Here is a 12,161-nt window from a genome sequence, read left to right as displayed (position 1 = left end):
CTCTAATTAAAATGAAACATTCAGACCAAAAATATAAGAAGACAAGAGGAGGTCGCCGCTACGATTCCATTCCGGATCATATCCTTTGGGATATTTTGAGAAAGCGGGCAGGTCGTTAGCACTGAAATAAACTCTCAACTTGTTGACAGATAATTTCTTTGTGATTTCGGACGGAAGGGTATAGCCCAAAGTGATGTTTTTGATACGCATATAAGCCCCGTTGAAAAGGTAAAAGTCGCTTTTGGCGTAAATATTGGCACTGTTGGTTGTCAGCTTCGGATATTTTACCTTCGCATTTTCCTCATCCGTGGCCGTTGGACTCCAATGGCTTTCGATCAGATTCAACGGGCTGGCATAGGCTTGAAAATTGAATGGTGTGCCTGGCCATGACCAATAAGAAAGTTGGTGTCCGATGCCTTGGAATGATAAGTTGAAATCGAACCCCTTCCATTCAGCCCATAGAGATCCGCCGTATTGCATTTCCGGCAAGGAGTTGCCCAAACGTACACGGTCATTGGAAGCGGTGATTTTACCATCGCCATCAATATCCTGGTAGCGGATATTGCCGGCCTTGTCGTTATTGGTCAGAACGGGAATAGTGTTGCCATTTTCGTCCAGCATGGCCTTTTCGTTTAAGATAATCCCCAAACTCTTGTAGCCATACCATTCATTATAATAAGAACCCTTTTCGGTGATTTTGTTATCATCAATCTTTTGCCTGTCTGCCATATATCCCATTCTCGAACGATAATCAGATAAGTTGAAACTTACGCCGTAGTGGAAGTCTCTGATCTGGTCGTTCCAGGAAAGTTCGAAATCCCAACCTGTCGTGTTCATGTCGGCAGCATTGTTTTGCGGTGCGTTATATCCGAAATAGGAGGGAAATCCTACCTCCATTAACATATCCGTTGTCTTTTTATAATAGTAATCTACCGAAGCGCGTATCCTGTTTTTTAACAAGGAAATGTCTGCGCCAATACCATAAGTCGTTGTTGTTTCCCACGTTAGGTTTTGGAAAGCGTAGTCTGTCTGATAAGCCGTCTGCACAATGTCAGCAACACCGGTAGAAGCATTGGGAATAAAACCTGTACCGAAAGACAACTTGGCCTGGTATGGGAATTCCGAACCGATACGCTCGTTACCTAACTGTCCGATAGAACCACGTAGCTTCAGAAAATCGACAACACTCTTATTGAACCAGGGTTCTTCAGAGATGACCCAACCTGCACTGACTGAAGGAAATGTGCCCCAACGATGGCCACTGGCAAAACGGGAAGAGCCATCAGAACGGATGTTGGCTTGCAACATATAGCGGTCTGCCCAGGAATACATGATACGGCCAAAGATAGAGCGATAAGCATTATGTCCGGCTTTTCCGCTATTGAATTGATAATCTTCAGGACCTAAGTCCAGGTAGGGAAAATTTACCAAACTATAATTGGTACGTGAAGCCCCTTCTTCTTCCCATTTATAAGAATAATCTTCATAACCGGCCATCAATCCGATAGAATGGCGTTTCAATTCCAGTTTATAGTTTGCATAAAACTGCTTCGTCAAACTATGATTGTCGTTGCGGGTTTCGCTGAGGCTGGTTGAGGAATAATTGACTCCAGGGATAGGATCACCAGTGATTCGGTAGACTTCATATCTTTTTTTATGATCTTTCCCCTTATAGAAGGAGTACTGAGGAGCGACGATGGCTGTTAAAGCCAATCCTTTCAGAGGAGTGAGCACTAACTGTAGTTTTCCGCCAACCCGATAGTTTTGCTTTTTCATCGATCCACTCAGTTCACGTTGCGCAATGGGATTGTCACCATCTTTGCCATCTGCAAAACGCCCATCAGACCAATAGGCGTTATAGATTGGCGCGCGTTCCATCAGTTCACCTATGGTGGCATGTGGTTCAGTCGCGTTAGAATACAGCAGGTTCAAGTCTACATTGGCATGGATCCAGTTGTTGATCGTATAGTCATTGTTGGTACGTATGTTAAAACGCTCATAGTTTTTTGTATCTATAAGAGCTTCCGAATCATAGTAGTTAAGACTGAAGTTCGTTTTCAGTTTATCGGTTCCACCGCTGAGTGAGAGGGAATGACGTTGGTGATGTGTACTGCTCTTCAGACCCAGGTCCATGAAGTCGGTGTCTGCATAGCGGTCAGGATCATCCGCTCGTAGTTGTGCATAATTGTTGATTAAATCTTCCGAGTAAAGCGAGTGAGGAGAGGAAGCCCCATCATTGAAAGCCAATTCGTTAAGGCCACTCATCCATTGTACTGCATTGGCGAATTTTGGCTTGGCTGTGGGTGCGTCAATGCCATATTCCCCATTATATGAAAGGTGGAATTCGTTATTCCGGGCACGTTTTGTCGTGATCAGGATGACACCGGCAGCCGCACGAGAACCGTAGATGGCGGCAGATGCCGCGTCCTTCAGTACCTGGATATCTTTCACATCTTCAGGAGCAATATCTGTAAGGGTGCCCGGTATACCATCCACGATTACCAACGGGTCGTTGGTTGACATGGTTGTGACACCGCGCACACGGATGGTTGCTCCGGCTGACGGGTCACCGCTGGAACGTGTGATTTGTACGCCGGCCATTTGCCCTTGCATTTGGCTGGAAAGCTGCGGTGTACTCTTCATTCGAAGTTGGTCGCCTCCCAGGGAAGAGGTGGAGCCGGTCAGGTCGATCTTGCGTGCCGTACCATAGCCGATTACCACCAATTCTTCTAATGCTTTGGTATCTTCTGCCAAAACAATATTAAAAGTAGTTTTGTCTGAAATGTTAATATCCTGTGGTAAATAGCCGATGTAAGAGATATGAAGTACTGCATTCTCTTCTACCCGCAAAGAGAAATTGCCGTCCACATCCGTAATCGTACCGTTTGTCGTTCCTTTTTCAATAATATTCGCTCCGATAGCCGGATCGTCGTTTTCATCCATAACTTTACCTGTTATCGTTCGGACCTGTCGCTGAGCGATGTTTTCAGGTTTTCTATTCTGTGTGCTTTTTTCGGACAATGCTATTTGTTTATTGTTAATTCGATAGCCAATGTTTGTGTTTCGGAACAACTTATTCAATATGTTTTCAATTGTTTCGTCTTTTGCCTGGATGGTTACCTTCTGGTTTAAGTCCAGAAAATTGTCACTATAGAAAAAGGTATAATCACTCTTTTCCTCAATTTGTCGAAGTACGCTATTTATTTCCGTTTCGGTGGCGGAAATAGTCAGTTGGGCTACACTTTGCCCAATATTGAAGAGGAGCAAAAGCAAACAGCTAATGCCAATTCTTTTGATTTGTGCGTTCATTTAGATAATCTTTATAGGTTTAGTTTGTTTTAATAAATAATTGAAGGTAAACAGGCATGGTATTCACTTTAATTGAGTAATTTTGTTTTTATGAATGCGATTTGCAGTTTTTTACCTATTAAAGTGCTACCGTGCTGTTAGCATAATATTGCATTCTGACCGGAGTGATGCCGTTACATCGCTCCGGTTCTTACTATGCATAGGGTTCGTTGTTTATTTTTTATGTCATAGGCGTCAATTTTTGTGGTTTATTATTTTTTTTACTGAATGTGATGTGGGATCCCGTTATCGTGTATTGTAAGGGAGAAACGATAGTGATGAGGTCTAATACGTTCTCCATGCTGTTATTCTTTATTTTTCCACTGTAATGTATTTCTGCTATATCGGGTGATGCAAAAGAAATAGTTACGTTATACATTCTTTCCAGCATCCTGGCGATATCTTCTAATGTTTCCTTGTCGAATGTGAATTGATCTGTCATCCAGAAAATAGCTTCATTCGCATTGTGGATACGAGATTTGCTGAACGTTATCTCTTTAGTGTCGAATGAAATACGCTCATTGGGGCTCAATATTTCGGAAAACTGCGGAGTGCTTACTTCAATACTTCCTTCGATGAGCGTTCCGGTTATTTGTTTGTCGTTAATGTAAGACTTGATATTGAACTTTGTTCCAAGCGCTTTTGCCTGGAAACCGGAGTGTGTCTGCACGATAAATGGGTTGTTCGGATTGCTTTTTACGTCAAAATAAGCTTCTCCTGTCAGTTTTATAGTTCGGTTCTTTTTTCCAAAATCCGGGGAATAGCGCAATTCGCTTGCCGAATTGAGACGCACCTGGGAGCCGTCGGGAAGTTGAACACTTGCCTTTTGCCCGTTTTCAACCATTACTACAAGCTCTTGCTGTACATTTTCACGGATCAGTTGGAGTGATATACCCAGCATAAAAAACACAACAGCAACAGCTGCCACACTTGCAATTGTGGCCCATCTCTTTTTCTGCTTCGGCCACATTTTCGACTTTTGGGGGATATGTTTCCGGAATTGTTTCCATACTTTTTCCTTACTTTCACCGGCAAATGGTGATAAATATTGTTCTGCATCCTTCCATTTGTGGGCATAGTAATCCTCCAATTGCTTTTCACTTATTTGTCTTTCTTGATAAGCTTGTAGCAACCTATACATTTCCTCCTTCGATATAGAATGGGAGAGAAACCTTTCAAGCAGATTTATAATTTCTTCCGGCATATTTATCTTTATATAATAATTATACCCAACAATGCCAAAATCCTTACAGCAATATAGTTTTTAACAAAATATTAATATTAATTAACGGAGGGGCTGGTTGGAAATGGACAGAATTAGGGAATAAATAAATTAAAATAGGATCGCATTGAGATAATATTTCATCTTTTCCCTTAAAAAAGTAAGGGAACGTCTTATTTGTGTTTCGACTGTTTTTTCGGAAATGTCTAAGCGAGAGGCAATTTCTTTATTTGATAGCTGTTCTTCCCGGCTTAATAAAAAGATTCTGCGTCGTTTCGAAGGTAATTTGTCAATAAGCTCCGAAAGAATATTTTCCAGGAAACGATTATTCACATCTTCTTCAATATCGATGTTTTCCTGTACATTTTCTTGTTGGTATTGCTCATATTTGTATTTCAGTAGTAATTGTTCGGTTTGCCTATATACATGGTTGCGGGCTATAATATAGAGAAGAGATGCGATATTGGCCTCCGGATCGATTGTTTTCCTTTTTTCCCAAAGAGAAATAAAAACGGACTGAGTAATATCTTCAGCAAATGTTTTATTGAAAAGGGTGGTCTGGACAAACGTATAAATCTGATTGTAATAATGATGGAAGAGCTGTTCGAAGGCCTTTTCATCTCCTTCACGCAGAAGACGAAGGATATTAGAATTTATATGAATTGTTTTGCTTTTCAATGCTCCCCGACTCTTTTAAGTGAAGGCAAAGATACATAAATTCAGGTAATAAAGTTTTGAGGTGTTGTAATAACTTCCTTCCCCTTATTCTCAGAACCTCTGATCCCCTTCTTGAGGCTCAACAATTTGCAAAGGCGCTATTGAAAACAAAAAAGGCGTAACTTTGAGAAAAAATACGCGTCATGCAGTTCCAATTACCCTTATTCCCGGTTGACATAAAAATGGTCAACGATATTGTCGGCATCCGTGAGCAGGATGGTTTTGTCTATACCTTCACAGTGGGAACCCGATCTATTGCCACAAGAAAGAAGACAAGAACAGTTGCTGGCACACCATGACCAGCCTAGTGGTCAACAACCTTTGCACGGTTGGTGAGTTAAGCCGTGCGTTGGGCGTGAACCGTAAGAATATCGAGCCAGTGACTGCTTGGACGACAGATCATAAAGGTAATCTGGTGACTTTTAAGATCAATCTTCCTAAGAATTAGAACCGAAGAGGTAAATAAAAGTGGCTGTTCGGATCACGTTAATCCACTGCTTAAACGAGTGGCCAATTGGGATCATCGCTCCATATTGTTTTGTTCTTGTTATATTGGTAAAATTACAACAAATAGAGTGATGAAAAATCACTTTTCAAAAGAAATAACTGATAAGGTTGACGATATATTCGGAGATTTATTTTAGGGAAAGTTGAGTAGAGCTCAATTTGGTTATTTTGAAGTTGTAGAGTATAGTGAGCCGGTGGAATATCTACTTCTTTAGCTAGTGATGAAGAAATTAAACCCTTTTTGAATAATAAAGCGATAGATTCTTAAATAAGGTTTTGTTTTTCAATATATATTTCGTAATTTTGTTTTGAATCGTCTCATTAGGAGGGGGTAAACATGATAATTAAATGAAAATGAGATCATCCGAACTTAAAGCGTTTATACATAAACATAGTCCTCTATTTTGGTATATCCCCGAAGATAAGAAGACAGAGGTAAGCGACGAGTTGCTGGTAGAAACCATACTCAATCACGGTACGCTCCAAGATTTCCAACAATTGAAAGACTTAATGGGGGAAGAATACATCTCTTCTATCTTTTTAGGGTTGAAAGGAAGAAAAAAAATGAATTATTATCCCGAAATCTATAATCTGTTTTATCTCTATTTCACTAAAAAACATGCATAAAGAGATACTCAATCACGATCAAACAAACTTATTGTCGCTTCTTAAAGATTTCAAAAGAGAATTTTACTTGGTGGGCGGTACCGCTATCGCGCTGCATATTGGCCATCGGCGTTCTATTGACTTCGATCTGTTTAAAGAAAAACCGTTTATAGCCCTTAAAGTATTGACAAAGATCAAATTGAGGGAATTTGAATATACCATCACCCGAAATGTACCCGGGCAATTGAATATGATAATTCAAGATGTGAAATTTACATTTTTCGAATATCCTTTTCCAATAAAAGCTGAAATAAAATTTGATGATTACATTAGAATACCATCATTACTCGACTTGTCTGCCATGAAGGCTTACGCATTGGGTCGCAGAGCTAAATGGAAAGATTATGTAGATATGTATTTTATCATAAAGGAACATTACTCCATAGAACAAATAAGCGATAAGGCTGGAGAAATCTTCGGAGACTTATTTTCGAGAAAGTTGTTTAGAGCACAGTTAAGTTATTTTGAAGACGTAGATTATAGTGAACCGGTAGAATATCTAGTTCCTACGGTTAGTGATGAAGAAATTAAAACCTTTTTGACCGATAAAGCGATAGATTTTTAAACCCAAATGTAGGATGATGAGGAAAATATCTTTTATGTTGACCATGCTTCTTGTATGTGTCATGATGATTGCACAAAATAAGCCGGTTATTACGGATAGTGAGAAAACATTGAACTCCCAATGGGGTGGAAAGCGTGTGGCTTATCTGGGAGATTCAATGACGGATCCCAATACCAAAGTGACGGATAAGTGGTATTGGCAGTACTTGAAAGAACTGATGAATATAGACTATGTGGTATATGCCAGAAGCGGTTTTCAATGGGATGGGATGTATGAAAAAGCGAAAGAACTCATTGCCGAGAAGAAAGATTCCGTAGATGCTATATTTATCTGGGCAGGCACCAATGATTATAACCATAGCATCATCATCGGGGACTTCTTTGCCGAAACGATCGAAAAGGTGAATTATAACGGGAAAGACACTTTCCGTAAGCATCGTACGCCCATTATGAGCGATGCGACCTTTTGCGGGCGCATCAACAAAACCCTTTCACTGTTGAAAGAAAACTATCCTGACAAGCAAATTATCATATTGACGCCTACACACAGAGGTGACTTTGTGGCAGGCAGTACCAATGTACAACCCAACGAAAATTACGCCAACGGTATCGGCCTTTACCATGAAGCGTATGTCGAAACGCTGAAAAAAGCAGGTATCTATTGGTCTGTGCCGGTGATAGATTTGCATGCGCTGAGTGGAATTTTTCCTGTTTCAGATGCTTTCCTTCCCTATTGCGCGGGCGAAACGGACCGTCTCCATCCCAACGCGAAAGGACATTACAGAATCGCCAAAACAATACAGTATCAACTACTGGCGTTACCGAGTAATTTTCAGTGAACACAATAGTTGCATCGACCTACAAGGCGGCATAATCCGGTTGTTCACTAAACGATTGCGGGTATCCCTTCGTCGTCCCGTCGTACTGAAAAGAGACCATCAATAAAACCAGCGGTAAATAAAATAGCTTTTTCATTACAGTACCAGTTACTGGTATTACCGGGTAATTTCCAATACCACGAATTACTTTTATTGAACGAGAACCCATTGCAAGCCTCCAACGATATGGCTAATGAACAGAGAATCGCTGTAGTCCTCTTTCTTGTGTCCAAGCGTCGTAATCCATTGTCTTCCACCATCAAATTCATTGCACCAGACACTTGGGAACACGGTGCCGAAGGTATTGGGCATCGGGTCTGAATATTGAAAATCAGGCGATGAAAAATCTGAGACCATTAAAACCCTTACGGTCGGATTCATCTCTTTCAAAATATATAATTCCTCTTCCACTTCCCAAACCGGAGGAATATCCCTGGCGGAAGGATGTTTGTCATCCACGATACAGACATTGAATTTTTGAAGACGAGGATGGAAGTCAAATGTACCGCCGATCATTTGTTTAAACCAGTCCCATTCACGTTCAGTTCTGCAGGCAATATGAATTCCTACAATTCCTTTCCCTTGCCGGTTAAATTGTATCAGTCCCTCTTTTTCCTCTTTGTTCTCAAATACCTTGTTGTTCGTGTTCGCAAATACTATTGCATCATATTGGAATAGATCAGAAGTGGAAAAGATGGCAGAATTGGACGTAGAGTCCACTCTGAAGTCATATTGTTCTCCCAGTCTCAGAAACATATCCACATTTGCGTCAATGTTGTCATGGACGAATCCCTCCCCGTTTTTCGTGAATACAAGAATTTTTTTCCCTTTCAGTTCCGCTGCTTTATTATCCCATTTATCCGCAAATAATTGAGTGGTGGAACAAATGAATAAAACAACCAATAGTAAGTTTTTCATATTTATCTTGAATAGTATGAATATTTCTTTGGGACGAAGATAAACAATTTACTGCAAAATATCTATTTAGAATAGGAGAATAAGAGGGAATGTATGCCTCATGGTAAATTATATTTATGGTAAAAATTGCGCATTTTGCGTTGCGCATTTTGCGCAATTGAAATAAATAGCATATATTTGCTTGAAATTTAAACAGGCACGTATATTATGAATCCATTTTTGTTAAATAATTATTTGGGACCCGACTACTTCTGCGATAGACAAGAAGAAACAGAAATTTTATTGAAGAATATACATAATCTCAGTAATACAGCGGTATTTTCGCAGCGAAGAATCGGGAAGACAGCTCTCATGAAGCATGTCTTTTATCTTTTGAAGAAAACGCAGAGTACGATTTATCTGGATATTTTTCCTACTTCTTCCTTAAAAGAATTTACAGATTACTTAGCCACGGCTATTTATAAAGAGTTTCCCATACATAAAAGTATTGGGAGAAAATTCTGGGAACACATTAAATTATTACGCCCGGTACTTAAAATAAATGCATTGAGCGGAGAACCTGAATTAACGCTGGATATTTCTCAGACTGAACAGATAGAAAAAAGCCTTCCCCAACTTTTCTCTTTTCTGGATCAACAGGAAAAAAAGGTAGTAATTGCTATTGATGAGTTTCAACAGATACTTTTATATCCTGAAAAAAATGTGGAGGCTTTACTAAGAACAATTATACAAAATCTACACAATATCTCTTTTATATTCTTAGGAAGTGATAGTCGGTTGATGATCGAAATTTTCAATAGTACCAAAAGACCCTTTTACGGAAGTACTAACTTTATGACGCTGAAAAAAATACCCAAGGGAGAATATGTCTCTTTTATTAAGAATTCATTTCATGCGGTAGGAGTGAAGATGGATGAGAAAATTCCGGAAATGATTTTGAGCCTTACCTGTGGGCATACCTATTATACACAACGTCTATGTCATGAAATTTATGCTGATCAGATAACACTTATAAGAGAAAAAGAGGTAAAGGAAACGCTTTATAAATTGGTGCAACAGAATGAGGCTGTTTATTTTCAATATAGAAACCTATTGACAAAGACACAATGGAAAACTTTGAAAGCAGTTACATCGGAAGAAATGGTTTACAAGCCCTATTCACAGGAGTTCATAAAGAAACATGATTTAGGGTCTACTTCCACATTAAAACGCAATTTGGAAGCACTCGTTGACAAGGCAATTATCTATCATAATTTGTCCGTGGAAGAGCCTTATTATGAGGTAGAAGATAAATTCCTGATGCGCTGGCTACAGAATGAATGACTTTTCTATTCGAGTGCCTGTTTGTCTATAAGAAGATTTTGTTTTTCAGTATATATTTCGTAATTTTGCTTTAAATCATCTCATTAGGAGGGGATAAACAGGATAATTAAAACAGAGTCATCACATGAGATCACCCGAACTTAAAGCATTTATACGTAAACATAGCCCTCTATTTTGGTATATCCCCGAAGATAAGAAAACAGAGGTAAGCGATGAGTTATTGGTGGAGACCATACTTAATCACGGAACCCTCCAAGATTTCCATCAATTGAAAGATTTAATGGGGGAAGAGTACATCTCTTCTATTTTCTTGGGATTGAAAGGGCGAAAAAAAATGAACTATTATCCTGAGATCTACAACCTGTTTTATCTCTATTTCACTAAAAAACATGCATAAAGAAATACTCAATCACAATTAGCCCAGTCCGGTTTGGGGAATGTGCGAATGGGGCTATATCGTAAATAAGTATCGAATATTTCTGCGTCAGGGCCTACGATCCGTGGATCTTTTGATTTTTCCAACTCTTTCATTAACCTGGCTTTCATTCGGGTTTCAATATCGGAATATGCGGAATTTCCAGCTAAATTATGTAGACAAAAAGGGTCATTGATAATATCATACAATTCAAATTCAGGGCGTTTTGCATAAGCCAGCTTAAAGTAGGGATGAATTTCCTGATCCATGTGGTTTTCTATCAGGAATGATTTGGAGAGAGCGGCATCGACATCGGTAAAAGCCCATTCGGAATGATGAATCCCGTTTGTATCAATTCCATACATCGGGAACAGTTCGCCTGTTTTTGCATTTAATGCCTGGGGTGCTCCGGCAGGCCAACGTTCGGGTTTCATGTTCCACACCAGAAAATGCTCCGTGCTGCAGACAGCCCGTTGCGGATATCCCAAGTTGTTCCATCTCGAGGAGGAATGTCTTTCCCTTCCCATGAAAACATATTCTTTTGTCTTATCAACAATACCGGATTTTTTTGATTTGAGGATATTTACAATGCTTCTCCCCGAGACTGGCATCATCTCTTCGGGTCTCAGTCCTGTTATCTCCAAAAGGGTGGGTACAATATCCACAAAATTGACAGGATCGTCGATAATTCTTCCTGCACGGAATCCGTTGGGATAGCTGATCGCAAGGGGAACATGGATGCCGTATTCGTAACAATTGGCTTTGGCTCTGGGGAATGCCATGCCGTTGTCGGCTGTAACAATTACAATCGTATTATCCAGTTCTCCGATAGAATCCAGATAATTCAGCATTTTAACCAGGTGCATGTCCGCCCATTCTATTTCTACGGCGTAGTCCAATATATCGCTTCTGATTTCTTCCCTATCCGGAAAAAATGCGGGAACATCCACGTCGTTTAAATTCTTGCCGTTCCGCTTCCATGAGCCTTCCTCATAACCACGGTGAGGTTCGGTTGATCCATACCAGAAATAAAAGGGCTGGTCGGACTTCTTTTGCTGCATGAAGTCACGGAAGTTCTCATAATAATTTACCGGACCGATTCCCCCGGCTGTTCGTGGATCGGAGTCATCCCCTTTTGTGTATTTGTATTTATTATAGGCTTTCCCGGCTGCATCTACTTTTCTCCATAATGAATCGGATTCATCGCGTGCATATTGGAATGGGCCTACCCCTTTCCCGGTGAAGCCGGTATGATAACCGTTAGCATCGAACACGTCGACAATCGGAATATATTTTTTCAACCATGCAGATGCATGTTGTCCTGACTGTTCGTTTTGCCAGTGATAGCGTCCGGTTACCAATGCACTTCGTGATGGTGCGCTTCCCGGTGAACCTGAGTAGCAGTTGGAGAAATATACTCCGGTACGGGCTACCATGTCGAACCCCGGGGTATTTACAAAACGAGCTCCCGCAAAACTTGTATGCAGATAAGATTGATCATCATTGATGGCAATGAGAATATTGGGTCGTTCTTCTGTTTGCGCATACGAATTTAACTGTAAAGAGCACAACAGGACAGATGAAACAAAACGGATATCCATAT

At 40.2% G+C, this 12,161-nt stretch carries 11 protein-coding genes; 6 read left to right on the top strand and 5 right to left on the bottom strand.

The window, feature by feature from the left end; genetic code table 11:
• Positions 1 to 6: 6 nt before the first annotated feature.
• The 3 genes from ABV001_RS13395 to ABV001_RS13385 all read right to left on the bottom strand — a co-directional run bounded on the left by ABV001_RS13395 (position 7) and on the right by ABV001_RS13385 (position 5,248).
• Complete coding sequence (locus tag ABV001_RS13395) at positions 7 to 3,309, bottom strand: TonB-dependent receptor (protein ID WP_352423273.1); 3,303 nt, start codon at positions 3,307 to 3,309, stop codon at positions 7 to 9.
• A gap of 220 nt (positions 3,310 to 3,529) precedes the next feature.
• Complete coding sequence (locus tag ABV001_RS13390) at positions 3,530 to 4,552, bottom strand: FecR family protein (RefSeq protein ID WP_352423272.1); 1,023 nt, start codon at positions 4,550 to 4,552, stop codon at positions 3,530 to 3,532.
• A gap of 129 nt (positions 4,553 to 4,681) precedes the next feature.
• Entirely contained in the window at positions 4,682 to 5,248 is a 567-nt protein-coding gene (locus ABV001_RS13385) for an RNA polymerase sigma-70 factor (protein WP_352423271.1), read from the bottom strand.
• A 182-nt stretch (positions 5,249 to 5,430) separates the two neighbouring features.
• Here ABV001_RS13385 and ABV001_RS13380 point away from each other — a divergent pair, with 182 nt between their 5' ends.
• From ABV001_RS13380 to ABV001_RS13365, 4 genes are all read left to right on the top strand, one after another.
• Positions 5,431 to 5,586 (top strand): hypothetical protein, encoded by a 156-nt coding sequence (locus tag ABV001_RS13380; protein WP_352423270.1) that lies wholly within the window; start codon positions 5,431 to 5,433, stop codon positions 5,584 to 5,586.
• Between the two features lie 556 nt (positions 5,587 to 6,142).
• Positions 6,143 to 6,421, top strand: a complete 279-nt coding sequence (locus ABV001_RS13375) for a hypothetical protein (protein ID WP_352423269.1) — start codon at positions 6,143 to 6,145, stop codon at positions 6,419 to 6,421.
• Entirely contained in the window at positions 6,414 to 7,025 is a 612-nt protein-coding gene (locus ABV001_RS13370) for a nucleotidyl transferase AbiEii/AbiGii toxin family protein (protein ID WP_352423268.1), read from the top strand. The genes ABV001_RS13375 and ABV001_RS13370 overlap by 8 nt, the downstream gene beginning before the upstream one ends.
• Positions 7,026 to 7,038: 13 nt before the next feature.
• Positions 7,039 to 7,863, top strand: a complete 825-nt coding sequence (locus tag ABV001_RS13365; RefSeq protein WP_352423267.1) for an SGNH/GDSL hydrolase family protein — start codon at positions 7,039 to 7,041, stop codon at positions 7,861 to 7,863.
• 189 nt (positions 7,864 to 8,052) lie between these two features.
• On the opposite strand, the gene ABV001_RS13360 is transcribed toward ABV001_RS13365, so the two are convergent.
• A complete protein-coding gene (locus ABV001_RS13360; protein WP_352423266.1) occupies positions 8,053 to 8,820 on the bottom strand; it encodes a ThuA domain-containing protein in 768 nt (255 codons plus the stop codon).
• Between the two features lie 207 nt (positions 8,821 to 9,027).
• On the opposite strand from ABV001_RS13360, the gene ABV001_RS13355 reads away from it, so the two are divergent.
• Positions 9,028 to 10,143 carry an AAA family ATPase gene (locus ABV001_RS13355; protein ID WP_352423265.1) on the top strand — a complete coding sequence of 372 codons (1,116 nt, stop codon included), beginning with the start codon at positions 9,028 to 9,030 and terminating at the stop codon, positions 10,141 to 10,143.
• 124 nt (positions 10,144 to 10,267) lie between these two features.
• A complete protein-coding gene (locus ABV001_RS13350) occupies positions 10,268 to 10,540 on the top strand; it encodes a hypothetical protein (protein WP_352423264.1) in 273 nt (90 codons plus the stop codon).
• An 8-nt stretch (positions 10,541 to 10,548) separates the two neighbouring features.
• Here ABV001_RS13350 and ABV001_RS13345 read toward each other — a convergent pair whose 3' ends face one another.
• Positions 10,549 to 12,159: a sulfatase family protein gene (locus ABV001_RS13345; RefSeq protein ID WP_352423263.1), complete on the bottom strand. Its 1,611-nt coding sequence runs from the start codon at positions 12,157 to 12,159 to the stop codon at positions 10,549 to 10,551.
• Between the last annotated feature and the right edge of the window lie 2 nt (positions 12,160 to 12,161).

It is taken from the genome of Proteiniphilum sp., from assembly GCF_040307845.1.
Taxonomy (GTDB): domain Bacteria; phylum Bacteroidota; class Bacteroidia; order Bacteroidales; family Dysgonomonadaceae; genus Proteiniphilum.
Note: the sequence above shows the minus strand (reverse complement) of the source record. Positions and strands in the feature narration are given on the sequence as shown.

Bases quoted from the DNA above. Each gene is read 5' to 3' on its own strand.
- ABV001_RS13395 (WP_352423273.1), bottom strand. From the start codon at position 3,309: ATGAACGCACAAATCAAAAGAATTGGCATTAGCTGTTTGCTTTTGCTC.
- ABV001_RS13370 (WP_352423268.1), top strand. From the start codon at position 6,414: ATGCATAAAGAGATACTCAATCACGATCAAACAAACTTATTGTCGCTT.
- ABV001_RS13380 (WP_352423270.1), top strand. From the start codon at position 5,431: ATGCAGTTCCAATTACCCTTATTCCCGGTTGACATAAAAATGGTCAAC.
- ABV001_RS13390 (WP_352423272.1), bottom strand. From the start codon at position 4,552: ATGCCGGAAGAAATTATAAATCTGCTTGAAAGGTTTCTCTCCCATTCT.
- ABV001_RS13365 (WP_352423267.1), top strand. From the start codon at position 7,039: ATGATGAGGAAAATATCTTTTATGTTGACCATGCTTCTTGTATGTGTC.
- ABV001_RS13375 (WP_352423269.1), top strand. From the start codon at position 6,143: ATGAAAATGAGATCATCCGAACTTAAAGCGTTTATACATAAACATAGT.
- ABV001_RS13355 (WP_352423265.1), top strand. From the start codon at position 9,028: ATGAATCCATTTTTGTTAAATAATTATTTGGGACCCGACTACTTCTGC.
- ABV001_RS13345 (WP_352423263.1), bottom strand. From the start codon at position 12,159: ATGGATATCCGTTTTGTTTCATCTGTCCTGTTGTGCTCTTTACAGTTA.
- ABV001_RS13350 (WP_352423264.1), top strand. From the start codon at position 10,268: ATGAGATCACCCGAACTTAAAGCATTTATACGTAAACATAGCCCTCTA.
- ABV001_RS13360 (WP_352423266.1), bottom strand. From the start codon at position 8,820: ATGAAAAACTTACTATTGGTTGTTTTATTCATTTGTTCCACCACTCAA.